Annotated in this window: 18 protein-coding genes; 13 read left to right on the top strand and 5 right to left on the bottom strand. The window is 68.4% G+C overall.

Going from position 1 to position 24,092, the window contains the following annotated elements:
* Positions 1 to 1,885: UvrD-helicase domain-containing protein (locus NE2_RS29970; RefSeq protein ID WP_157110977.1), on the bottom strand; the 1,885-nt coding region annotated here is incomplete at its 3' end.
* Positions 1,886 to 2,270: 385 nt separating this feature from the next.
* Between NE2_RS29970 and NE2_RS29975 the strand changes: the two genes are divergently transcribed.
* From NE2_RS29975 to NE2_RS29990, 4 genes are all read left to right on the top strand, one after another.
* Complete coding sequence (locus tag NE2_RS29975; protein WP_063031540.1) at positions 2,271 to 3,023, top strand: alpha/beta fold hydrolase; 753 nt, start codon at positions 2,271 to 2,273, stop codon at positions 3,021 to 3,023.
* Positions 3,023 to 3,322 carry an MGMT family protein gene (locus tag NE2_RS29980; RefSeq protein ID WP_063031543.1) on the top strand — a complete coding sequence of 100 codons (300 nt, stop codon included), beginning with the start codon at positions 3,023 to 3,025 and terminating at the stop codon, positions 3,320 to 3,322. Before NE2_RS29975 ends, NE2_RS29980 begins: the two co-directional genes overlap by 1 nt.
* Before the next feature lie 90 nt (positions 3,323 to 3,412).
* Positions 3,413 to 4,150, top strand: a complete 738-nt coding sequence (locus tag NE2_RS29985) for a VOC family protein (RefSeq protein WP_063010313.1) — start codon at positions 3,413 to 3,415, stop codon at positions 4,148 to 4,150.
* Between the two features lie 102 nt (positions 4,151 to 4,252).
* Positions 4,253 to 5,986 carry an NTP transferase domain-containing protein gene (locus NE2_RS29990; RefSeq protein ID WP_084494425.1) on the top strand — a complete coding sequence of 578 codons (1,734 nt, stop codon included), beginning with the start codon at positions 4,253 to 4,255 and terminating at the stop codon, positions 5,984 to 5,986.
* Positions 5,987 to 6,041: 55 nt separating this feature from the next.
* Here the strand turns inward: NE2_RS29990 and NE2_RS29995 are convergent, their stop codons facing one another.
* Positions 6,042 to 7,199, bottom strand: a complete 1,158-nt coding sequence (locus NE2_RS29995; protein WP_063031545.1) for an FG-GAP repeat domain-containing protein — start codon at positions 7,197 to 7,199, stop codon at positions 6,042 to 6,044.
* A gap of 550 nt (positions 7,200 to 7,749) precedes the next feature.
* Between NE2_RS29995 and NE2_RS30000 the strand changes: the two genes are divergently transcribed.
* The 9 genes from NE2_RS30000 (at position 7,750) to NE2_RS30040 (ending at position 19,470) form a co-directional block, all read left to right on the top strand.
* The gene (locus tag NE2_RS30000) at positions 7,750 to 11,469 is read left to right on the top strand and encodes a nitrate reductase subunit alpha (protein ID WP_063031588.1); all 3,720 of its coding nucleotides are present in this window, start codon (positions 7,750 to 7,752) and stop codon (positions 11,467 to 11,469) included.
* Between the two features lie 10 nt (positions 11,470 to 11,479).
* A complete protein-coding gene (narH, locus tag NE2_RS30005; protein WP_084494429.1) occupies positions 11,480 to 13,186 on the top strand; it encodes a nitrate reductase subunit beta in 1,707 nt (568 codons plus the stop codon).
* A gap of 37 nt (positions 13,187 to 13,223) precedes the next feature.
* Positions 13,224 to 13,973, top strand: coding sequence for a nitrate reductase molybdenum cofactor assembly chaperone (narJ, locus tag NE2_RS30010; RefSeq protein ID WP_063031589.1), 750 nt, complete (start codon positions 13,224 to 13,226; stop codon positions 13,971 to 13,973).
* Positions 13,970 to 14,707, top strand: coding sequence for a respiratory nitrate reductase subunit gamma (gene narI / locus NE2_RS30015; protein ID WP_063031549.1), 738 nt, complete (start codon positions 13,970 to 13,972; stop codon positions 14,705 to 14,707). Before narJ ends, narI begins: the two co-directional genes overlap by 4 nt.
* 47 nt (positions 14,708 to 14,754) lie before the next feature.
* Entirely contained in the window at positions 14,755 to 15,714 is a 960-nt protein-coding gene (locus NE2_RS30020; RefSeq protein WP_063031551.1) for an LLM class flavin-dependent oxidoreductase, read from the top strand.
* 87 nt (positions 15,715 to 15,801) lie between these two features.
* Positions 15,802 to 16,908, top strand: a complete 1,107-nt coding sequence (locus tag NE2_RS30025) for an NADH:flavin oxidoreductase (RefSeq protein ID WP_063031553.1) — start codon at positions 15,802 to 15,804, stop codon at positions 16,906 to 16,908.
* Between the two features lie 188 nt (positions 16,909 to 17,096).
* The gene (locus NE2_RS30030) at positions 17,097 to 17,612 is read left to right on the top strand and encodes an anthrone oxygenase family protein (RefSeq protein WP_063031556.1); all 516 of its coding nucleotides are present in this window, start codon (positions 17,097 to 17,099) and stop codon (positions 17,610 to 17,612) included.
* Positions 17,613 to 17,750: 138 nt separating this feature from the next.
* The gene (locus NE2_RS30035) at positions 17,751 to 18,167 is read left to right on the top strand and encodes a YciI family protein (protein ID WP_030515967.1); all 417 of its coding nucleotides are present in this window, start codon (positions 17,751 to 17,753) and stop codon (positions 18,165 to 18,167) included.
* Between the two features lie 13 nt (positions 18,168 to 18,180).
* The gene (locus tag NE2_RS30040; RefSeq protein ID WP_063031558.1) at positions 18,181 to 19,470 is read left to right on the top strand and encodes an RNA polymerase sigma factor; all 1,290 of its coding nucleotides are present in this window, start codon (positions 18,181 to 18,183) and stop codon (positions 19,468 to 19,470) included.
* Positions 19,471 to 19,495: 25 nt separating this feature from the next.
* Here NE2_RS30040 and NE2_RS30045 read toward each other — a convergent pair whose 3' ends face one another.
* Genes NE2_RS30045 through NE2_RS30055 form a run of 3 tightly spaced genes read right to left on the bottom strand, consistent with a single transcriptional unit; the run spans position 19,496 to position 23,984 of the window.
* Positions 19,496 to 21,235, bottom strand: a complete 1,740-nt coding sequence (locus NE2_RS30045) for an N-acyl-D-amino-acid deacylase family protein (RefSeq protein ID WP_063031560.1) — start codon at positions 21,233 to 21,235, stop codon at positions 19,496 to 19,498.
* A 39-nt stretch (positions 21,236 to 21,274) separates the two neighbouring features.
* Complete coding sequence (gene casG / locus NE2_RS30050) at positions 21,275 to 22,927, bottom strand: steroid-24-oyl-CoA synthetase (protein WP_063031562.1); 1,653 nt, start codon at positions 22,925 to 22,927, stop codon at positions 21,275 to 21,277.
* Positions 22,928 to 22,943: 16 nt separating this feature from the next.
* A complete protein-coding gene (locus tag NE2_RS30055) occupies positions 22,944 to 23,984 on the bottom strand; it encodes an NAD(P)-dependent alcohol dehydrogenase (RefSeq protein ID WP_030515971.1) in 1,041 nt (346 codons plus the stop codon).
* Positions 23,985 to 24,092 lie beyond the last annotated feature (108 nt).

Here is a 24,092-nt window from a genome sequence, read left to right on the forward strand (position 1 = left end):
CCCCGCGGCGCAACGCCCGCCGCGCCCGGTCGACCGCCCGCAGGACCCGCACCAGCGGCGCCACCTCGACCTCGGTGAGCCGATCGAGCAGGGTCCGATCACCGACGCCGGTGATGAGGTCGCGCAGCACGACCGCCGAAGACCGGTCGAGTTCGGAGTAGGGGGCGAGGACCTCCGGCGACTCCTCGATCGTCGACGCGCCGCGCGCCGGTGGCACGGAATCGGCCTCGCCGGGCAGACTCGGCCCGGATTCGCCTGTCCGCGTAGGAGATTCGACTCCCGGCTCGCCGGCGACCAGCTCCGCGTCGTCGTGGCCACCCGTGCTCGGCTCGGTCCGGGGATACCCGCGCTCGATCAGCGCGCGGCGAACGCCCCGGCGCAGGCGGCGCAGACTGATCTGATCCGCGCCGCCGAGCGGGCCCAGCAACAGATCGAGCGCGTCGTCCTCGGAGAACATCTCCGGGCGACCGCGCTCGACCACCAGCAGGGCGCGCAGCGATTGCAGCATCCACGCCGCGCCGCGCCGCCGGGCCAGTGGGGTATCCGGTTTCGGTTGCAGCACCGGCACTCCCGCGGCGGTGAGCGCGCGGCGCAGCGGGCCCAGCGACAGCGGCACCGAACGCACCACGACCGCCATCCGCGACCACGGCACCTCCGCGGTGAGGTGGGCTCGCCGCAGGTGATCGGCGATCAGCGCCGCCTCTTTGGCCGGGGTCGTGAGTACCCGCACCAGCGCCTGCCCGTCGACGGACGGATCGCCGAGCAGGTGGGGTCCACCGGTCCGGGCATCGAAGCGGTGCTCGGTTCGCCCCGGCATGCGGGCGGCGATCCGGGCGACCGCGTCGTGGACCGCCGGCGCGCAGCGATGATCGTCGTGCAGGATGATCCGGCGTTCGGGCGGGGCGTCGGGTTCGCTGACGAAGCGGGTGTCCGCGCCCCGGAAACTGAACACCGCCTGATCCGGGTCGCCGGCCACGACGGTGGTCGCCGGGCCCGATCCGATCGCGCGAATCAGTTGCGCGGCAAGCGGATCCACATGCTGAGCGTCATCGACCAAGAGGGTGCGGAGGCGTTCGCGCTCGGCGGCGAGCAGTTCGTCGTCCTCGATCAGCACGTCCAGTGCGGCGCCGACCAGTTCGGCGGCGTCCAGGGCGGGCGCGCTGGCCTCGGGGGCTTGGACGCCGACCGACCAGCGCAACAGCATCGACTGTTCGTAGCGCTGCGCGAACGATCCGGCGGCCTCCCATTCCTCACGTTCGTGCAGGCGCCCCAGCTCGATCAGATCCTCGGGCCCCAGGTCGCGCTCGGTGGCGCGCAACATCAGATCGCGCAGTTGCTCGGCGAAACCGTTGGTGCCGAGTGCGGCGTGCAGGCGCGGCGGCCACAGCACCTCACCGCCCGCCGACATGTCGGCGAGTTCGCCGCGCACCATCTCGCGCAGGACCACGTCCTGTTCGGCGCCGGTCAGCAGCCGCGGCGGCGGATTGCCCCGGGCGGCCGCGTGCGTGCGCAGGATCGCGAAGGCATAGGAGTGCACCGTGCGCACCATCGGCTCGCGGCTGGCGCCCGGCACCCCGCCGAGTTCCGGCGCGAGGGCGGTCAACTGCCGGGTGAGAGCGTTGCGAACCCGCAGCGCGGCCTGTTTGGAATGGGTGAGCACCAGCACCGATTCCGGATCCGCACCCGCGACGATGCGATCGACGGCGAGATCGGTGAGCAGCGCGGTCTTCCCGGTGCCGGGACCACCCAGCACCTGCCAGGGCCGCCAGCCCGGGTCGGCACCCGACCCACCCGCGAACAGCGTTCGGACATCGGCACCCCATTCGCGTGGCCGGGGTGCGGTCTCACTGCGGCGCACCAGTCGCACCGAGCTATCCGATCGCATCACACGCGCTATTTCAACAGACACCCCCGACAAAATTGAATTCCGTGACAGCAAACGCACCCCGTACATCCGATGTGTCCGAGCTGTGATCGGCGCCACGCCCCTCCGGGCGGTTTTCACGAATTCTCGACCTTCCCCGCCTGCGACCGATAATGCCTGGTAGAAGGCTTGTGCGTGAGGCCACACGACTGCGCCTCAGGGCCGCTGCGAATATCGGAGCCAAAATCTCACCGCCGCAGTCCTTCCCCGGCAGTTCACCCGCGCGGCCAGCCCCCGGCTATCCCCCTGCCCGATTCGCGCGAACATTCGCCTGCGCACCAACAACTTTCCGGGCCCCGGGTGTGCACCGGTCGCACCGCCCCGCCGGCGGCGGCACAATGATCGGGTGCCCGACGCCCATATTCATCGATTCGGCCCCGCCGACGGTCCGCTCGTCCTCGCCCTGCACGGGTTGACCGGACACGGGCGGCGGTGGAGCGCGCTGGCCGACGGGCACCTGCCCGATGTACGCGTCGTCGCTCCCGACCTGCGTGGGCACGGGCGGGCGAGTTCGCTCCCGCCGTGGACCTTCGAGCAGATCGTCGACGACCTGGTTCCGCTGCTCACCGAACCCGCAGTCGTGGTGGCGCATTCGTTCGGGGCGGCGGTCGCGATCCATCTGTCCCGTCACCGCCCCGACCTGGTCCGCGCGCTGGTCTTGCTGGATCCCGCGATCGGCCTCGATCCGGTACTGCTGCACGACATCGCCGAAGCGGGATTGGCCCGGCCCGACCACGCCGACATCGCCGAGGCGCGCCGCGACAAGCTCGAGACGGCCTGGGCCGATGTGGACCCCGGACTCCTCGAGGCCGAACTCGCCGAACACCTGGTCGGCACTCCCGAGGGCCGGGTGACGTGGCGGATGAGCCTGCCCGCCGTCACCTCCTACTGGAGTCAGCTGGCACGCGAGCTGGTCCTGCCGCCGCCGCGGATTCCGACCGTGCTGGTCCGGGCCGGCAAATCCCCGTTCGTCACCCCCGCGACCGTCGCGGCGTTCGCCACGCTGCCGCATTTCACGCTGCACGAATTCGACTGCGATCACATGGTCGCGCAGGCCCGGCCCGCCGAGACCGCCGACGTCGTGCGGTCGGTGCTCTGATGCCGACCACCGACGCCGAGATCGAGCGCGTGCGGGAGCTGGTCGCGGCCATTCCGCCCGGACGAGTCGCCACCTACGGCGATATCGCGGCGGCCGCCGGGCTGTCGACCCCGCGGACCGTCGGCTGGATCATGCGCACCGACTCCGCCGATCTGCCCTGGCATCGGGTACTGCGCGCCGATGGCACTCCGGCGGCTCATCTGGTGCAGCGCCAGTTGCGCCGGCTGGCCGAGGAGGGCTGCCCGATCCGCGGCGATCGCGTCGACCTGGCCGCCGCCCGGCATCGATTCGACAACTGACGGCATCGCGAATCCGGCCTTCGGCCTCGGTATCGACCAACGGATATCCGAATTCGCCCATTACTCCTGTTCCGCGGTTACCGTGGAGGCATGACCACCCGTCTGGCGTGCGTGGTGTTCGATGCGATCCGGCCACGGAACGTGGCGCGGTTCTGGGCGGAGTTGCTCGACTGGCAGATCACCGTGGACCGTCCGCACGCGGTCGAGGTGGCTGCTTCCGACCCGGATTCCGCTGACGTGTCGTTGATGTTCCTGCCGGCGGCCGGACCCAAGTCCGCGAAGAACCGCATCCATCTCGATGTGGTGGGTCGTTCGCTGGATCATCAACGCGTGCAGGTGGATCGGGCGCTGGCACTGGGCGCGCGGCCGATCGACATCGGGCAGGGCGCGGTGCCCTGGACGGTGCTCGCGGATCCCGAGGGCAACGAATTCTGTGTGCTCGAACCGCGCGAGGAATACGTGGATACCGGCGCGGTCGCCGCGATCGTCGTCGACACTCCGCATCCCACCCGGCTGGCCCGGTTCTGGGAGACCGCGGCCGGCTGGCCGCTGACCCACGACGAATCCCGCATGTCCGGCATTCGCTCGGCCACCGGCCAGGGTCCGTGGCTGGAATTCCTGCGCACCCAGGTCGCGGCCCGCGAAAGCGATCGCGTCCACCTCGATGTCGTCACCTACTCCACCGGCGATCCCGCCGACGAGGTCGCCCGGCTCACCGCCGCCGGCGCGGTCCCCTGCCAGGGCGCCGCGGTGCATCCGCCGGCGCAGGCGATGCTGACCGATCCGGAGACGAACCGCTTCCGGTTGCTTCGTGCGCCCTGCGATTGACGCGGCGGCGGCAGACGACGGGCGTGCGCCCGTCCGCGCCGTTCGCCGTCCGATGTGGGCGGATTACCATCAATCCATGATCAACCTGCCGGGTGAGCCGCTGTGACGACTGTCGACGCGATCGTGCTGGCCGGTGGGCGGGCGACCCGGATGGGCGGGGTGGACAAACCCGCGATCGCGGTCGGCGGGCGGGCGATGCTCACCGTGGCGCTGGACGCGGTCGCCGACTGCGTGCGCACGGTAGTGGTCGGCCCGCATCGGCCCGAACTGGCACCCGAGATCCGGCAGGTGCAGGAGGTACCGGCCGGAGCGGGCCCGGTCGCGGCCGTCGCCTGCGCGGTGCGCGCCCTCGAGGAATGTGATTTCCCGGCCGATCTGGTCGTGGTCCTGGCCGCCGACCTGCCGTTTCTCACCGCCGCCGCGATCGGCGAATTGATCGGGCACGCAACGACTTCCGATGCCGACGCGGTATTCGCGACCGACGAATCCGGCCGACCGCAATATCTGGTCGGGGTGTGGCGGCGAGCGGCGCTGCTCTCGGCACTGCGGCAACTGGATTCGGTGACCAATCAGCCGATGAAGGCGCTGGTTCCGGTCGACACCCTGATGGTGCCGCTGTCCGGTATCGCCGATTGCGACACGCCCGGACAGGTGCGCGCGGCCCAGGCCGCCGCACCGGCGTTGCCCTTGGCGCAGGCACGCGACATCCTGCGCACCGGTATCACGCGGCTGCCGGTGCACGAGGCCCGGCCGGCCGCGGTGCGGGGTGCGGCGCTGGCGGCCCCGCTGCGTGCCGCCTCGGCGCTGCCCCGCTTCGATGTGTCGGCGATGGACGGCTACGCGGTGGCCGGCGCGGAACCGTGGCGGCTGCGTCACGACGTCGGCTTCGCCGGCGGTGAGCGACCGGTGGGCCTGCTCGCCGGTGAGGCGGTCCGCATCGCCACCGGCGCCCATGTCCCGGAGGGCACCGACACCGTGGTGCGCGACGAATTCGTCCGGCTCGACGACGGGCTGCTGCGGCGACTGCCGGAGGCGCCGATCCGCGACGATGTGCGCCACCGCGGCGAGGACTGGCACCCCGGCGATATCGTCGCCGCCGAGGGCACCCCCGTCGACGCGGCACTGATTTCCGTCGCGACCGCCGCCGAGGTGGTCACCGCCCAGGTCCGCGGGCCGGTCCGCGCGCGAATCGTCATGACCGGCGACGAGATTCGCAGCGAAGGTCCGCTGCACAGCGGCCAGACCCGCGATTCGGTCGGCCCCGTCTTCCCGGAGTTGTTGTCCTGGCACGGAATCGAATCGTCGGACCGGGTGCATCTGCGCGATACGCCGAACGGCTTCGACGATGTGCTCTCCGATACGACCGACGACCATCTTCTGGTCGTGGTCGGTGCGACCGGCGGCGGCGCGGCCGACCAGCTGCGCGGCGCACTGGATCGGGCCGGGGCGCGAATCCTGGTGCACCGCTTGCGGATGCGGCCGGGAGGATCGACCGTGGTCGCGGAGATGCCCGCGGGCCCTGTGGTTCTCGGTCTGCCCGGCAACCCGTACGCGGCGGTGGCGACGCTGTGGGCGCTCGCCCCGGCCATCGTCTCCGGTCTCACCGGGCGCACACCGGCGCGGGTGCGCACCGGAGTTCTCCTGAATGCGGGACAGGTCTCCGGCCCGGTGCCGCGGGTCCTGCCGGCGCGCGCGGCCGACGAGGGTGGCTGGGTCGCCGACGGACATGTCCGCACCGCCCATCTGGCCGGGCTGCTCGATCGTGACGCACTGGTCGTCGTCCCCGCCGGCGCCACCGACGGCGAGCCGGTCGAATATCTGCCGCTGCCGGGCTGAGGGAGAGGCGCGGCAACTACCGCGTCGATCCGGCCGGCTCGCCGGTGGCCCCGGGCTATGCCGGGTAGTCGGTGGCCGGCCCGAAAGTGCCGTCCCCGTTGCCATCACGCAGGGTGATGTTGCCCGTGAGGGTGTTGCCGATGACCACGTCGAGTTTTCCGTCACCGTTGAAGTCGGCGAGTGCCGGAGTGGACAGCGGTACCAGACCGCCGGAGGGGTAGACGGCTGCCGGCGGGTCGAAGGTGCCGTCGCCGTGGCCGTGCAGGACGGCGATGCTCGAGGTACCGCCGTTGGCTACCACCAGGTCGGGTTCGCCGTCGCCGTCGACGTCGGCGACGTCGAAGCACTGCGGCAGCAGTCCACCGGTCGGGTAGGCGACGGCCGGCGAGAACGTGCCGTCGCCCCGGTTCGTAAGGACCGAGACGGTCGCGTTGGCGAGGTTGGAGAACAAGATATCCGGCTTGCCGTCACCGGTGACATCGCGCGCCATCCCGTACCACGCGGTCGCTGCCCCCGAATCGAAAGTGATGGGCGCAGCGAAGGTTCCGTCCCCGTGGCCTCGGTAGATCTGGATCGTGCTGTTGACGTAGTTGCCGCGGAGCAGGTCGAGGTTGCCGTCACCATCGAAATCGGCGACATCGGCCGAACCGGATCCGACACCGCCGGCGGTGGATATCGTCACCGTGGGCTGAAAGGTGCCGTCGCCGCGGCCGCGCAGCAGCGACCACGACGGCGCCTGGTTCGAGGTCGCGATATCGAGGTTTCCGTCGTGATCGAAATCGGCGGCGACCAAGGCACCCGGCGCGAAGTCGGTGGCGTAGTTCACCGCGGCCGCGAAGGTGCCGTCACCGTGGCCCAGCAGGATGGAGACGTCGCTCGAGGCGAAGTTCGTGACGGCCAGGTCCAGCGTGCCGTCATGGTCGAAGTCGGTGATGGCGACGTAGTCGGCTTGACCGCCGGTGGCATAGTGCACGGCCGGCCGCAGGCCACCTCCGGGCTCACCCAGGAAGACCGAGACACCCCCGCCGAGAAGGTAGTCACTGAAGACGACATCGGGCACACCGTCACCGTTGATATCGGCGATCGCCGGTACCGCCGGCCCCATGAGATTGGGCGGCACCGGATCCGCTTGCGCCACGGTAACTGAGACCACCGCGTGAGCGGCGAGTGCCAGTGGCGCGAGAACGCCGGCAACGGTGATAGAGCGCGACATCGGTTCTCCTGCTGTTGGATTTCGGGGGCAGCCTATGGCCTTCCCGCCAGTGGCGGCATCGCTGCGGCTATCCCCATCCGGTAGCGGTAATCGCCGTCACTTTCGCGTGCGCGCCCTATCCTTTCGACTCGATCCGACGCCTCGACAATGTGTTAACAAATGTAAAACGCCCGCGAAGCGCCGGTTTCCAAAGCATCACCGGGGGCATCGACAGCGGCTCTCCACCGAGGGGCCGGCGCCGTGAGAATCGGCATCGCCGCAGGTCGGAACCGAATCACCCCGTGGGATCGGCAATTGCCCAGTGACCGGGACGTTTCCCCCACCTCACAGCTCACCGGTGACCCGCGCGCGGTGTGAGCGGATCGTTTTGCCGCCCCCGCGAGCGTCCTTACTCTCGGTCTGGTCAGCCCGGTTCATTTGTCTCGATGGGGGCGTTGTGGTCATTTCGCACAAGAAGGGTTCGGCCCCCTCGTCAGAGTCGAACGGCGTACCCGCGGTGTCGAACGGCGTCCCCGCAGCCTCGCGCGGCGCATCTACCGCGTCGAACGGCATCCCCGAGTCGGCGGCCGACGCGCTGCTGAAGGTCGGGCGCTACTTCCAGCGCGGGGAGGTGTCGGGTGACCTCCGCACCGTGCACAAGGTCGGCGGGCGCGAGGCCGACGAGTTCTATCGCGACCGCTGGGCCCACGACAAGGTGGTCCGTTCCACCCACGGCGTCAACTGCACCGGCTCCTGCTCGTGGAAGATCTACGTCTCCGACGGCGTGATCACCTGGGAGTCGCAGCAGACCGATTATCCGTCGGTCGGCGCCGACAAACCGGAATACGAACCCCGCGGCTGCCCGCGCGGCGCGTCGTTCTCCTGGTACACGTATTCCCCTGCGCGCGTGCGCTATCCGTATGTGCGCGGGGTGCTGCTCGAGATGTACCGCGAGGCGAAGGCCCGGTTGAAGGATCCCGTACTGGCCTGGGAATCCATCGTCGAGGACCCGGAGCGGGCGACGACGTACAAGGCCGCACGCGGCAAGGGCGGATTCGTGCGGGCGGAATGGTGGGAAGCCGCCGAAATCGCCGCCGCGGCACATGTTTACACGATCAAGCAGTACGGTCCGGACCGGATCGCGGGCTTCTCGCCGATCCCCGCGATGTCGATGGTGTCGCACGCGGTCGGCGCCCGGTTCATCTCCCTGCTCGGCGGATCGATGCTGTCGTTCTACGACTGGTACGCCGATCTGCCCGTGGCCTCGCCGCAGGTGTTCGGCGACCAGACCGACGTCCCGGAGTCCGCGGACTGGTTCGACGCGGGCTATCTGATCATGTGGGGTTCGAACGTCCCGGTCACCCGCACCCCGGACGCGCACTACATGACCGAGGCCCGCTACCGCGGTCAGAAGGTGGTGGTGGTCTCCCCCGACTACGCCGACAACACCAAATTCGCCGACGAATGGGTGCCGGCTCGTCCTGGCACCGACGCCGCCCTGGCGATGGCGATGGGCCATGTGGTGCTGCGCGAATTCTTCGTCGACCGGTCCACCGCCCGGTTCGACGACTACATCAAGCGCTACACCGACCTCCCGTTCCTCATCACGCTGGACGAACGCGACGGCGGCTGGAACGGCGAGGGCGAATACCGCGGCCACACCTGGCTGCCCGGAAAATTCCTCACCGCCGCCGACCTCGCCGCAGCCGGGGTCGCGGGCTTCGATGTGGACAGCGCCGAGCACAAAACCGTGCTCCTGGACGCCGACGGACATCCCGTGGTGCCCAACGGAACCCTCGGCGACCGATTCTCCGAATCCGGCGCCGGGCGTTGGAATCTGGACCTCGGCGGCGTCGATCCGCTGCTGACTCTGTACGGCCGCACCGACGATGCTGCGGCCGTACAGTTCCCCCGTTTCGACGGTGAGACCGGCGTCGTCACCCGCTCGGTGCCGACCACCGTCGTGGCCGGACGCCGCGTCACGACCGTCTTCGACCTCCTGCTCGCGCAGTACGGCGTCGGGCGCCCGGATCTGCCGGGCGACTGGCCCACCGGTTACGACGACCCGAGCGCGCCCTACACTCCCGCGTGGCAGGAGTCGATCACGGGAGTGCCTGCCGCACAAGCGATTCGCATCGCCCGCGAATTCGCCGACAATGCCGATCGCTCCGGCGGCCGGTCGATGATCCTGATGGGCGCGGGCACCAACCACTGGTTCCACTCCGATCAGATCTATCGCGCCTTCTTCACGCTCACGCTGCTCACCGGATGCCAGGGCGTCAACGGTGGCGGCTGGGCGCATTACGTGGGCCAGGAGAAGTGCCGCCCGGTCACCGGCTGGTCCACCCTGGCGTTCGGCCTGGACTGGCAGCGGCCGCCGCGGCAGATGCAGGGCACGGTGTTCTGGTATCTGACCAACGACCAGTGGCGCTACGACCCCTTCACCTCCGAATCCTTCGCGTCCCCATTGGGTTCCGGCGCTTTCGCCGGGCGCACGGCCGCCGACAATATCGCGCTGGCATCGCGGCTCGGCTGGATGCCGACGTATCCCACGTTCGATCGCAATCCGCTGGACCTGGTCGATGCCGCCGAGGCCGCGGGGCAGACGCCGCAGGACTATGTGGTCGACAACCTGAAATCCGGTGATCTCGAATTCGCCTGTGAGGATCCCGACGCACCGCGGAACTTCCCCCGTGTTCTCACCGTGTGGCGGGCCAATCTGCTCGGCTCCTCGGGCAAGGGCAACGAGTACTTCCATCGCCATCTGCTCGGCGCGGATTCCAATCTGCAGGCCGACGATTCGGCCGGGGTCCCACCGCAGGAGGTGCGCCGGCCGGACCAGGCGCCCACGGGCAAACTGGATCTGCTGGTGTCCCTGGATTTCCGGATGACGTCGACGACGCTGTTCTCCGATATCGTCTTCCCGGCCGCCACCTGGTACGAGAAACACGATCTGTCCTCGACGGATATGCATCCGTTCGTACACGCCTTCTCCCCCGCGATCTCCCCGCCGTGGGAGGCGAAAACCGATTTCGAGGCGTTCCACCGCATCGCGCGGGGATTCTCCTGGCTGGCCGAGAAACATCTCGGCGTCCGCAAGGATCTGGTCGCCGTTCCGTTGCAGCACGACTCGGCCGACGCGCTGGCCCAGGCGCGCGGGCGGGTGCTGGACTGGAAAGCCGGTGAATGCGAGCCGATTCCGGGAAAGACCATGCCGAAGCTGGTGGTGGTGGAACGCGACTACCCGAAGCTGGCGGAGAAGATGGCGGCGCTGGGCCCGCTGATCGAAACGCTCGGAGTCACCACCAAGGGCGTCACCACCGTTCCCGACGCCGAGGTCGAGTACCTGCGCGGAGTCAACGGCACCGTGGTCTCCGGCGCCGCGCAGGGCCGCCCGTCGCTGGCCAAGGATGTGCACGCCGCGGAGGCCATTCTGGCGTTGTCCGGCACCACCAACGGCCGGTTGGCGGTGGAGGGTTTCCACGCGCTGGAGCGCCGCACCGGTACCCGGCTGGCGGATCTGGCGGCCGAGCACGAGGGCAAGCGGATCACCTTCGCCGATACGCAGGCGCGGCCGGTACCGGTGATCACCTCACCGGAATGGTCCGGATCCGAAACCGGTGGCCGACGGTACTCCCCGTTCACCATCAATACCGAACGGCTCAAGCCCTGGCACACGCTCACCGGGCGTCAGCACTTCTACCTCGACCACGACTGGATGATCGAACTGGGCGAACAACTTCCGATCTTCCGGCCGCCGCTCGACATGTCGGCTCTGTTCCGCGAACCCGATGTGGGCGCGGTCGGTGAACGGGGCGTCACCGTGCGCTACCTCACCCCGCATTCGAAGTGGTCGATCCACTCCGCGTATCAGGACAACCTGCATATGCTCACCCTCTCCCGGGGCGGACAGGCGATCTGGATGTCCGATCGTGACGCGGCGAAAATCGGTGTGGCCGACAATGATTGGATCGAGGCGGTCAACCGCAACGGGGTGGTGGTGGCCAGGGCGATCGTGAGCCACCGCATGCCCGAGGGCACCGTGTTCATGTACCACGCGCAGGATCGCGCGGTCGACGTGCCGCGCATCGAAGGCGGCCCGGAGCTTCGGGCCGGCCGGGGCAAACGCGGCGGCATCCACAACGCGCTGACCCGGATCATGATCAAGCCCACGCATCTGATCGGCGGATACGCCCAGCAGTCGTTCGCCCTGAACTACCACGGGCCCACCGGAAATCAGCGTGACGAGGTCACCACGATCCGGAGACGCTCACAGGAAGTGGAGTACTGATATGCGTGTCATGGCACAGCTGGCCATGGTGATGAACCTGGACAAATGCATCGGCTGTCACACCTGCAGCGTCACCTGCAAACAGGCCTGGACCAACCGGGGCGGCACCGAGTACGTCTGGTTCAACAACGTGGAAACTCGTCCGGGACAAGGTTATCCGCGGCAGTACCAGGATCAGGAGAAGTGGAAGGGCGGCTGGACGCTGGACCGCCGCGGCCGCCTCACCCTGAAGTCCGGTTCGCGCATGAAGCGGCTGCTCAACATCTTCGCCAATCCGGATCTGCCGACGGTGTCGGACTACTACGACCCGTGGAGCTACGACTACGACAATCTGCTGTCCGCACCGGCCATGGACACCACGCCGGTGGCGCGGCCGAAATCGCTGATCACCGGCGAGGATACGAAGGTCACCTGGGGCGCGAACTGGGACGACGACCTCGGCTCCGGACCGGATCAGGTCGGCCGGGATCCGTTGCTGGCGCGGCTGTCGGAACAGGTCAAACTCGAATTCGAGCAGACCTTCATGTTCTATCTGCCGCGCATCTGCGAGCACTGCCTCAACCCGTCCTGCGGCGCCTCCTGCCCCTCGGGTGCGATCTACAAGCGCGCCGAGGACGGCATCGTACTGGTCGACCAGGACAAATGCCGCGGCTGGCGGCAGTGCATCACCGGCTGCCCGTACAAGAAGATCTATTTCAACCACAAGACCGGCAAGGCCGAGAAATGCACGTTCTGCTATCCGCGCGTGGAGGTCGGTATTCCGACCGTCTGCTCGGAGACGTGTGTGGGGCGACTGCGCTACATCGGCGTGATGCTCTACGACGCCGACGCGGTCCTCGAGGCGGCGTCGGTCACCGATCCGGAGCAGTTGTACCCGTCGCAGCTGGGCGTCTTCCTCAACCCGCACGATCCGCGCGTGATCACCGAGGCCGAACGCGCCGGGATTTCTCCGGAATGGATTGCGGCGGCGCAGGATTCGCCGGTCTACAAGCTGATCGTCGACTACAAGATCGCGCTGCCACTGCATCCGGAATACCGGACCATGCCGATGGTCTGGTACGTGCCGCCGCTGTCGCCGGTTGTGGATGTGCTGGCGGAGACCGGGCACGACGGTGAGGACGCCGGAAATCTGTTCGGCGCCATCGATTCACTGCGGATCCCGGTGGAATATCTCGCCGAACTGTTCACCGCCGGGGATATCGGACCGGTGCGCGCGGCGCTGCAGCGGCTGGCCGGGATGCGGTCGTTCATGCGCTCGATCAACCTCGGCCAGGAACCCGATCTGGCGATCCCGGGCACCGTGGGCCTGGAGCCCGAGGAGATCGAGGCGATGTACCGGCTGCTGGCCATCGCCAAATACGAACACCGGTACGTGATTCCGTCGGGTGCGACATCCCGGGCGCACGAACTGGATTCGCTGGCGACGGGGTGCAGCCTGGAGGGCGACGGCGGGCCCGGGATGACGGCGTTCGATGTGACGTCGGAAAAATTCGCACTCGTCGACGCCAATGTCGCTGCGCCGGAGCGGAAGTCGTCGCGAATCAATCTGCTGAACTGGGACGGCGGGTCGACCGAGGGGCTGGTGCCGGAACGCAACGGCAGTGACAACGGCAACGGCGCCGCGCACACGAGTCCGGAAGCGAACGGGAACGCGGGCGATTCCGGACCCGGAGTAGCCGACGACACGCTGCCCGAGCCGACCGGAGCGACCCGATGAGGCCGTTTCGCTGTCTCGACCGACAAGGGATGTGACCGTGGGACTACTGACTCTCAGACGCCGGCCGACACCCGTGGTCGACATGTCCGAACGCGATCGCCGGCTGGTCTGGCGTATAGCCGCCCTCGTGCTGGACTACCCCGGTCCGGATACGCTGGCGATACTCGACGATCTGTCCGAGGCGGCAGCCACCCTTCCGGAACCCGTGCGCACCGATCTCCTTCGGCCGCTCACCCATCTGTCCGGCACCGCACCGCTCACCCTGGCGCGCGACTACGTCGACACCTTCGATCTGCGCCGGCGCGCCAGCCTGCATCTGACCTATTACGCCTACGGCGACACCCGTAAGCGCGGTATGGCGCTGCTGCGGTTCAAGCACGCCTACCGGCATGTCGGTGCGGAGTTGTCGGATCGCGAACTGCCCGACCATCTTCCGGTGCTGCTGGAGTTCGCGGCCACCGTCGACCCGATCGGCGGTGAGCGCCTGCTCGGCGAACACGTCCCGGTACTGGAGATGCTGCGACTGTCGCTCACCGACAGCGGATCGCCGTATGCCGGCGCACTGGCCGCCGTTCTCGCGACCTTGCCTCCGCCCACCACGGCAGACCGTCGCCGGATCGCCGAACTGGCGGCGCAGGGACCGCCGGACGAGGACGTCGGGCTGGAGCCGTATTCGATGAACGGCGAGTCGATGCATCCCGCCATGAACCCCGACCTGTACTCCCCGCCCGCAGCCGGAACCTCGGCCACCGCAGGGCTTTTCGCCGGATCCGGAGACCGACGATGACATCCACCGTCTGGGCGACGCTGCCCTACATCGCCTTCACGTCGTTCGTACTGGGCCACCTGTGGCGCTATCGCAACGACCAATTCGGCTGGACCACACGGTCTTCGCAGATCTACGAGTCGCGGCTGCTGCGGCTGGGCAGTCCGCTGTTCCACTTCGGCATGCTCGGTGTGATCGGCGGGCACGTTCTGGGCGTCCTGATTCCGGAGTCCTGGACCGATGCCGTCGGCATATCCGAACATCTCTACCACCTGATCGCGGTCTCCGCGGGCACGGTGGCGGGCGTCGCGGTTATCGCCGGGATCGCTATCCTCGCCTATCGTCGCGTGCGCGTCCCGGCCGTCCGCCAGGCCACCACCACCAACGACAAGTTCATGTACGTATTGCTCGCGGGCGCGCTGATCACCGGGCTGCTCAATACCGTCGGCAGCAATCTGCTGTGGGGCACCTACAACTATCGCGAAACCGTATCTCCGTGGTTCAGATCCCTTTTCACGGCGCATCCGCAACCGGATCTGATGGTCGGCACCCCCTGGACCTTTCAGGCGCACGGGCTCATCGTGCTGACGCTCATCGCCGTCTGGCCCTATACGCGGCTGGTCCACATGTTCAGCGCACCCGTCGGCTATCTGGTCCGCCCGTACGTGGTGTACCGCAGCAAACCCGCCGATGTGGCGAACAAGAAGAAGTATGCGCGCGCCTGGCAGAGCCCGGTCCTGCCGCCGTCGCGCTGACGAGGAGCCTTGACCTGGAGAGCACTCCACGGTCTAGCGTCGCCGGTATGAGCGATTCGGGCAGGCCCGCGCCGAGTTTCGGCATCAAGACGACACCCGCGCACGTCGGCTACGCGGAGATCCTGCGGGTGTGGCTCGAGGCAGACGGCATACCCGAGATCGAGCACGCATGGTTGTACGACCATCTGCTGCCGCGGGCGGCGGTCGGGCTGCCGGGACACGACGGTGGCGCTCCGGAAGGACGTCGGTCGGCGGGGCCGGTCCTGGAGGGCTGGACGCTGCTGGCGGCGCTGGCGGCGCGGACGCGCCGACTCCGGCTCGGATTGCTGGTGTCCAACAACCGGATTCGCCACCCCGCGCTCTCGGCGAAGATGGCGGCCACCGTCGACGTGATCTCGGGCGGCCGGCTGGATTTCGGAATCGGCGTCGGCGGGTTCCCGCGCAACGATCCGCGCTTCGAGACGATGGTGGCGCCCGAATACGAGGCGTACGGAATTCCGGTCGGCACCTGGCGCGAGGCGGTGCGCAAATTGGATGAAGCCTGTGTCCTGATCCGGCGGTTGTGGACCGAGGGCGTCTTCGATTTCCCCGGCGACCATTTTCCTCTCACCGGCGCGCAATGCGATCCGAAACCCGTCCAGCGGCCGCATCCACCGATTCTGCTCGCCGGTACGGGCGCGTCGACGCTGCCCATCGTCGCCGCCCACGCCGATCTATGGAATGTGATCGGCCCACCACTCACCACCGTCGCCGCGCTCCGCGAGCGCAGCCGGGCACTGGACGAACACTGCGCGGCGATCGGCCGCGACCCCGCTCACATCACACGCTCGGCGCAATTACCCATCGCCTACGACGCCCCCGGCCGGGTACGCGAAACGCTGCTCGAACTGATCGACGCCGGTTTCACCCACCTGGTACTGAACCCGCCGGCCCCCTATCCGGACGGAGTCGCACACTGGATCGCCGACGACATCATCCGCCCCACGCTGAACGCCCTCGCCCGCTGAGCCGGGCACGCAGGAATGCCGATGGCGCGGACCGCGTTGTCTTCCACTTCGAGGGCCGAGTTGTCGAATCGGAAGGAAACGTGCCGCATGTCACAGGAGTTGGTCGATGGGCCGGGGATCCACCTGGACGAATTGTTTTCCGAATTTCGCGCGGCGTCGCTGACGCTGCGGAACCGATTCGCGATGGCTCCGATGACGCGGGCGAAATCGCCCGACGGTATTCCGAATGCGGAGAACATCGAGTATTACCGCGAGCATGCGGCCGGAGGTGTCGGTCTGATCGTCACCGAGGGGACCTATGTGCGGGGTCCGGCGGCTGGGCCGATCGCGAAGGTGCCGCGGTTCTACGGTGACGAGAGTGCCGCCGGCTGGCGTGCGGTGGTCGAGGCGGTGCACGCCGAAGGGGCGTCGATTGTCCCGCAGCTGTGGCATACCGGTGTGGATCGCGGGAACGAGCCCCGCTTCGAGCCGGACACGCCCACCGTGAGTCCTTCCGGTGTCGACTTCACCGGAGCGCCGGTGGGGCGGGCGCTGACGACCGCGGACCTGGAGACCCTCGTCGACTCGTACGTGGAATCGGCGCTGCTGGCCCGGGAGCTGGGATTCGACGGTATCGAACTGCACGGCGCACACGGTTATCTGCTGGATCAATTCTTCTGGGCCGCAACCAATCACCGCGAGGACGAATACGGCGGCACCCTCCGCCGGCGCGCCGCATTCCCGGCCCGGGTGGTCGCCGCCGTCCGCGCGGCCGTCGGCCCGGATTTCCCGATCATCTACCGCTTCTCGCAGTGGAAGGGCGTCGACTACAGCGCGCGTATCGCCGAGAGCCCGGCGGACCTCGAAGAATTGCTGACTCCGCTCGTGGAAGCCGGCGTCGACATCTTCCACACCTCGCTGCGGCGGCATTGGCTGCCCGAATTCACCGACCACGCCGACGATCTCAGCCTGGCCGGCTGGACCAAGAAGATCACCGGGCTGCCGGTGATCACCGTCGGTTCGGTCGGCGTGGACAGCGTCTTCCGCGGCGACAGCATCGACGAGACCCAGGCGCAGCGCTTCACCCTGCTGCGCGAACAGTTCGAGCGCGGCGAATTCGATGTCGTCGCACTGGGCCGGGCACTGCTCGCCGACCCGGAATGGGTGAACAAGATGCGCGCCGGGCGACTCGCCGAAATCACACCGTTCCGCTGACCCCGGCCGCGCCTCGATCTCCGGCCGCTTCGATGGCCCGTTTCATCTCCGCCGCACCGTATTCGATGCGGATCCGGACTTCGGGGCGCGGTCGTCCGGAAGCAGATCGGTGGCCCCGTGGACGCTCGCGTATGCGGGCGAGCGCCACGACCATGGGAACGCTCACCGCTTCCCGGTGTACTGAGTGCATGACAGCGACCACCGCCACCGCCACCTCGACCACCTCCGGCTTCGCGACCGGTTCCCTGATCGGCGCGACCGTCACCACCGGCCTGCTGGCCGGCGTCTTCTACGCCTACGCCAGCTCGGTGATGCTCGCGCTGCGTCAGCTCGACGACCGCACCTTCGTGGACGTGATGAACCGGATCAACACCGTCATCGTCAATCCGGTCTTCATGCTGAGCTTCCTCGGTTCGGTCGCCTTCACCGGCCTCGCCGCCGTCCTGTACTGGCGCACCGACCAGCGCACCGTGCTGTGGTGGGTTCTCCTCGCCCTGGCCCTCAACGTGATCAGCTTCCTCATCACCTCGGGCGGCAACGTGCCCCTGAACAACCAGCTTGCCGACACCTCCTCCGGCGATTTCGCCGCCCTGCGCCACCAGTTCGAAGGCCCCTGGATCACCCTCAACATCCTGCGCGCCCTCGCCAGCACCGGCGCCCTCGGCGTCCTCGCCTGGGCCCTGCGCACCACGAACAAGGGGTGAGGGCCTTGGTGACCTGCCATAATGCGGCCGGAAAAAACTTTCGGAAAATTTCGGCTGCCGTGTCGATCCATAGTGGGTGCCGTTCGACCTAGGGGTGAGAGGGTCCGCAGGGGATCCGCCAGACGAAGGAGACACACCATGAAGTACATGCTGATCATGCGCGCCACGGACGAGGCCTACGCGAGCATGGGCGAGGTCGATTTCGACACCGTGCTGGAGACGATGGGCAAGTTCAACGACGAGTTGATCCGGGCGGGCGTGCTGCTCGCGGCGGAGGGGCTCGACCCCGCCGACAGTGTGGTGGTCGATTACGACGCGGAGACCCCGGTCGTCACCGACGGTCCCTACGGCGAGACCAAGGAACTGTTCGGCGGGTTCTATCTTCTCAACGTCGCCTCGAAGGAGGAGGCGATCGAGTGGGCGAAGCGGATGCCGGTCATCGTCAAGGGGTGCAAGACCGAGATCCGGCGGGTGCCCACGATCGACGAATTCCCACAGGACAACGTGTGGATTCAGAAGGAGCGGGCATGGCGCGAGGCCACCGGGCAGCTCTGAGCGGAACCTCCGGATGACGGCCGATCCCACCGGACGCGAGGCGGTCGCCGCGGTGTGGCGGATCGAATCCGCGCGCATCGTCGGCGCCCTCGCCCGCTACACCGGCGATTTCGCCCTCGCGGAGGATCTGGCGCAGGAAGCACTGGCCGAGGCGCTGGTCACCTGGCCGCGGGAGGGGACACCGCGCAATCCGGCCGGCTGGCTGCTCACCGTGGGGCGGCGCCGCGCGATCGACAGCTTCCGCCGCCGCTCCGCCCTCGACGATCGCTACGCCGCCCTCGCCCACGATCTGGGCGAGGGCGGTGTGCTGACCGGCGGGCCCGGTTCGGATCCGATGCGTGCGGCAGCCGAACCGCTGTGGGATCCCGATCGCATCGACGACGACGTGCTGGCCCTGATCTTCACGGCATGCCATCCGGTGCTCTCCCGCGAGGCGCGGGTGGCCCTGACGCTGCGGGTGGTCGGCGGTCTCACCAGCGACGAGATCGCCAGAGCGTTCCTCGTCCCGGCCGCGACGGTTCAGGCGCGGATCACCCGGGCGAAGAAAACGCTTGCCGCCGAAAATATTCCGTTCGCCGTGCCGGAGGCGAGTGAGCGCGCTGCCCGCCTGGGCTCGGTGCTCAGCGTGATCTACCTGATCTTCACCGAAGGTTCGTCGGCGAGCTCGGGCACCGAACTGATCCGCTTCGATCTGGCCGGGGAAGCACAGCGGCTGGCACGGGTGCTGTCCCACCTGATGCCGGACGAGCCGGAGGTGTACGGACTGCTGGCTCTGCTCGAGCTGACCGCGGCCCGCTTCCCCGCGCGGACGGGCCCGGACGGCGAGCCGGTGCTGCTGGAGGATCAGGACCGGCGGCGCTGGGACCGTGCGGCGATCCGGCGTGGCCGCGCCGCCCTCACCCGTGCCGGACAGGCCGGCCGCGGACTGGGCTATTACGGCGTGCAGGCCGCGATCGCCGAATGCCACGCCGTCGCCGGCTCGGTCGCCGACACCGACTGGGACCGGGTGGTGAGCCTCTACGAAGCGCTGGGCCGCCTCGCCCCGTCACCGGTGGTCGAGCTGAACCGGGCGGTCGCGGTCGCGATGGCGAAGGGCCCCGACGCCGGACTCGCGATCGTGGACGGTCTGCGCGCCGAGGGCGCACTGCCGAATTCCCAACTGCTGCCCACGGTTCGGGGTGAGCTGCTCGCCCGCCTCGGCCGCACGGGTGAAGCCCGCGAGGAATGGGAGCTGGCGGTGCGCCTGTGCGGCAACGACCGAGAGCGTGCGGTATTGCACCGCAAGCTCGACGACCTCCGCTGAGGCCCACACGATCCCGACAGCCCCGTCACGCGGCGGTGAGAAAGCGTCCCGTGCGCTGCGAACCCAGCACCGGCGCGGCCGTACCGCTGCCGAAAACGTAACGGCCGCCGACGAATACGGCATTCACCGTGTCGTCGTTGCGGTTGACCATGCGCGACAGATTGCCGAAGTACGGCATCGTCTGTTCGGTGTAGCGTTCGAGTCCCCCGTCCAGCCTGGTCGGGTCGATCACCACCGCATCGGCGCGGTCCCCGACGCGCAGATGCCCCGCGTCGAGCCCGTACCAATCGGCCAGTTCCCCGGTGAGCCGGTGCACCGCATGTTCCACCGACATGAACGGGCGGCCCGCCAACTCGGCGTCGCGCACCCGGCGCAGCAGCCGCAGCCCGAAGTTGTAGAAGGCCATATTGCGCAGATGCGCACCGGCGTCGGAGAAGCCGAGCTGCATCCCGGGGTCGGCGGCGAAGCGATCCAGCACGCCCGGCCGATGGTTGGAGATCGTGGTGCGCCAGCGCACCTTCGGCCCGTACTCCACCACCAGATCGAGAAACGCGTCGACCGGATGCACTCCCCCACGTTCCACGCCGACCTGACCGAAGGTCTTGCCGACGACCGAGCTGTCCGGGCATTCCACGATCTCGGCGTCGAAGAAGTCGCGATGCCAGACCCGCGGGCCGAACTTGCGGTCGTAATCCTTGCGGAACTGGCGGCGGTAACTCTCGCTCTGCAGCATCCGGTGGCGCTCGTCCAGCTGATTCGACAGGTGCAATGCCGCTGCGCCGGAACCGAATTCCTCGAACACCACCAGATCGATACCGTCGGCGTACACCTCGAACGGCACCGGCAGATGCTGGAAGCGGAAGTCACCGCCGCATGCGTTGATCGCCCGCGCCAATGCCGGAAATACGTGCGCCACCAGGGGAATCGCCTTGATGTCGGCCGCCGAGAGCAGACTCACCTTGAGGTGCGGCTGCCCGATTCCCAGACTCGACAGCGCCATCGCCAGCAGGCTGTGCGGCCGCGCCACATCGGGACCGCCCTGCAGTGCACGCCGGCGAGCCCGCAGGATCGAATTGAGCTGGTGCCGTTCGCGCATCGTCGCGTAGGTGGAGGGCAGGGTGCGGGAACGGCAGGTCTCGCCGTCGAGTTTGTCGAACATCAGCTGCTGCGAGGACATGCCGACGAAGCCGGCGTCGAGGGCCTCGTCCAGATGCCGGCGCATGGCGCTCAGCTCGCCGGCGGTCGGCTTCACCTCGGTGCGGGTGGCGCGGTCCAGGCCCATCTCCGCCGCGCGGATATCCGAATGCCCCAGGAACGCGGCCACATTCGGCCCCAGCGGCGAGGCATCCAGGGCGGCGGCGTATTCGTGTGCGTTGCGCCAGGTCTTGACATCACCGACCGCGTCGATCACATGCCCGCGCGGGATGGCCTCCACTCGTCCGAAGAGGTCGCCGGCGGTTTCGGCGCCGACGTGCACGGTGGACAGCGAACAGGAGCCGAGCAGTACGGTCGTGACACCGTGGCGCACCGATTCCGACAGCGACGGATCCAGCAGGACCTCCACGTCGTAATGGGTGTGGATGTCGAGCATCCCGGGAATCACCCATTTGCCGGTGGCGTCGACGACGGTGTCGCAACCGGATTCGTCCAGGGGTTCGGCCGAGACGGCGGCCACCCGGCCGTCGCGAATGCCGACGTCGCGCACCGCCGACGGCGCGCCCGTGCCGTCGAACCAGATACCGCCCTTGATGATGCTGTCGTACATGACAGTTCCTCTTTCACCCACCCGCCCCGGCGGGGCGCGTCAGATCTCTATCTCGCGCCGGACAACCTTGCCGGTCGCATTGCGCGGCAACGGTTGTGCCGTGATCACCCAGCGGGCCGGCACCTTGAAATAGGCGAGCCGCTCGGCGGTGAAGGCCCGCAACTCGTCCTCGGTCACGGCGGCCGGATCGGCGACGACCACGACCGCGGCCACCTCCTGGCCCAGATCCGCATGCGGCACACCGAGTATCGCCGATTCCAGCACCGCGGGATGCTCGTCGAGCACATTCTCGATTTCGGTCGGGTACACGTTCTCCCCGCCACGCAGGATGAGATCCGATCGCCGACCCGAAAGACGCAGCCGTCCCTCCTCCAGGACGCCGAAATCGCCGGTGTGCAGCCATCTTTCGGCATCGATGGCGTTCGCGGTGGCGGCCGGATCGTTCCAGTAGCCGAGCATCACGTACGGGCTGCGCACACAGATTTCGCCCTCCTCACCGTCGGGCAGCGTCCGGCCGTCCGGATCGCGAATCTCGATGCTCACGCCGATGATCGGCATCCCCACGGTGTCGGGGTGGGCGGCCAGCACCGGCGGTGTGGCCACCGTTGCCGCGGTACCGCTTTCGGTCAGTCCATAGCTCGTGGTGAGCGCGACCTCGGCCATCGGAAGTTCCCGGCGCAGCCGTTGATGGAAGGCGGGTGAGGACGGGGCGGCATTGAGCGAGAACGCCACCAGACTCGACAGGTCGTAGCGGGACAGGTCGTGTTCGAGCATGCGGCTGACCATCGTCGGCACCGCACCCCAGTTGGTCACCCGTTCCCGCTCCATCAGCGACAACACCCGCTGCGGGTCGAAGCTACCGGTGTTCATCACCACGGTCGCGCCCGTGGCCAGCCGCGGAATGATCAAATTGTGCAGGCTGGCGATATGAAACAGCGGTGAGGTCAACAGGAATCGGCGGTCGCTGGGCCCAGGGCCGAGCTGTTGCCCGCGGAAGGCGGCGGCCATGGCATCGGTGAAGCGGTGGTAGTCGCAGACGGCCAGCAGATTTCGCTGGGTGTGCACGACGCCCTTGGGCCGGCCGCTCGTGCCGCTGGTGTACAGGATGACCGCCGGGTCGTCCTCCGCGATCGACACCTCCGGCGCCGGGCCGGGATGACCGGAGATCAGCTGCGGCAGATCGGATTCCATGGTGATTACCGGAATATCGGTCGCCACCTCGGCCAGCAGCGCGGCGCGTTTGGCGTCGGCGACCACCACCGTCGGCTGGGTGTGCTCCAGACCGTAGGCGATTTCCCGCGGCGCCCACCACGCGTTGTAGCCGACCGGAATCGCGCCGAGCACCTGCGCCGCCCAGAAGGTCGTCACCCATTCGGGCGTGTTCGCGGCGAGGATCCCCACCCGATCACCCTTGCCGACACCGTAGCGATCGGCGAGTGCGCGCGCGAGAGCCGTTGCCGCGGCGCCGTGTTCGGCGAACGTGATCCGGCGGTCCGGGGTCACCAGATAGTCGTGGTCACCCCAGGCCGTACCCGCGTGGAACAGCTCGGCCATACTGCGCCGCCGATCGCGCATCACCGGAATCGGCGCGCCCAGAACCTCTTCGACCACCATCTCGAACGGCCCACCGGGACCGGTGAGGTCGGCGGTGATCCGGGCGGCGATGGCCTGCGGGTCGGCAGCTCGCGTCATAACCTTCACTTTCTGCTTACGGGATGAGCACGGCGCGACCGCGGATCAGGCCCCGGTCGAGTCGTTCGAATGCGGCGGGGCCCTCGGCGAGGTCGAAACGTTCCACCGACACGTCGATGGCGCCGCGCTGCGCGAGCGCGACCGACGCGTACAGGTCACTTCTGGTGCCGCCGTAGGACTTTCGGACGGTGGCTCCCCAAGGCAGGCCGGGCCCACCGGCGGGTCCGGCGTCGATGCCCGGAATTCCGCCGTCGAGTCCCACCATCCGGTAGGCGCCGTTCGGCGCGACCGATTCGACGGCGAGTTTCGCGGTGGCGTCGTTGCCGACGAAGTCGAATACGGCCTCGGCGCCCCGGCCGTCGGTGCAGTCCAGAATGCGGGCGGCGGTCTTCTCGTCGGCCGTCAGGGTGAGATCGGCGCCGCATGCCGTGGCGAGTTCCAGTTTCTCCGGGGAGATGTCGACCGCGATGATGCGGCAGGCGGTGGTGGCCTTCAAGATCTGCACCGCCACATGTCCGAGCCCGCCGATGCCGATCGCGACGGCGGTGGCGCCGGGCCGCAACTGATCGGCGGCGCCGCGGATGGCGTGATACGGCGTGAGTGCCGCATCGGCCAACGGCGCCGCCCTCGCGAAGTCCAGCTCGCCGATCGGCACGAACGAATTCGCCGGAATGCGAACGTATTCCGCCATTCCCCCGTCTGGTCCGAGGCCGGGGCACGGCGGCATCGCGGTGCGACCGGCCGCCAGACAGACGTTCTCGTTACCGCTCACGCATTCCCGGCACACGCCACAGGACCAGCACAGGTAGACCAGCCCCCGCTCCCCCGCGCGACGCCCCTCGACCTCGGTGCCGACCGCCTCGATGGTTCCGGCGATCTCGTGTCCCATCGTCAGCGGATCCTCGCGCAGCGGGAACGGCAATCCGAGAACGAAGGAGTCCGAATGGCAGATTCCGGCCGCCCCGACCTTCAACAGCAGATCGGCGGGTCCGATCTCGGGGATCGGGACTTCGCGAAGCTCCAGCGTGCCGGGCCCGGTCAATTGCAATGCGCGCATCTTCTGATTCCTCACCGCGGCGTTCGGCGGCAGCGCCGGACGTGACGTGGCACACACGGTAGCACTCACTGGACACAGCGTCCAGTGAGTGTGCGGGCGTCTATCATC

The organism is Nocardia elegans NBRC 108235, assembly GCF_001612845.1.
Lineage (GTDB): Bacteria > Actinomycetota > Actinomycetes > Mycobacteriales > Mycobacteriaceae > Nocardia > Nocardia nova.

Coding starts and splice junctions, on each gene's coding strand:
- narI (WP_063031549.1), top strand. CDS start 13,970: ATGACATCCACCGTCTGGGCGACGCTGCCCTACATCGCCTTCACGTCG.
- NE2_RS30045 (WP_063031560.1), bottom strand. CDS start 21,235: ATGTACGACAGCATCATCAAGGGCGGTATCTGGTTCGACGGCACGGGC.
- NE2_RS30025 (WP_063031553.1), top strand. CDS start 15,802: ATGTCACAGGAGTTGGTCGATGGGCCGGGGATCCACCTGGACGAATTG.
- NE2_RS29985 (WP_063010313.1), top strand. CDS start 3,413: ATGACCACCCGTCTGGCGTGCGTGGTGTTCGATGCGATCCGGCCACGG.
- NE2_RS29980 (WP_063031543.1), top strand. CDS start 3,023: ATGCCGACCACCGACGCCGAGATCGAGCGCGTGCGGGAGCTGGTCGCG.
- NE2_RS30055 (WP_030515971.1), bottom strand. CDS start 23,984: ATGCGCGCATTGCAATTGACCGGGCCCGGCACGCTGGAGCTTCGCGAA.
- NE2_RS30040 (WP_063031558.1), top strand. CDS start 18,181: ATGACGGCCGATCCCACCGGACGCGAGGCGGTCGCCGCGGTGTGGCGG.
- narH (WP_084494429.1), top strand. CDS start 11,480: ATGGCACAGCTGGCCATGGTGATGAACCTGGACAAATGCATCGGCTGT.
- NE2_RS30030 (WP_063031556.1), top strand. CDS start 17,097: ATGACAGCGACCACCGCCACCGCCACCTCGACCACCTCCGGCTTCGCG.
- NE2_RS30035 (WP_030515967.1), top strand. CDS start 17,751: ATGAAGTACATGCTGATCATGCGCGCCACGGACGAGGCCTACGCGAGC.
- NE2_RS29995 (WP_063031545.1), bottom strand. CDS start 7,199: ATGTCGCGCTCTATCACCGTTGCCGGCGTTCTCGCGCCACTGGCACTC.
- NE2_RS30020 (WP_063031551.1), top strand. CDS start 14,755: ATGAGCGATTCGGGCAGGCCCGCGCCGAGTTTCGGCATCAAGACGACA.
- casG (WP_063031562.1), bottom strand. CDS start 22,927: ATGACGCGAGCTGCCGACCCGCAGGCCATCGCCGCCCGGATCACCGCC.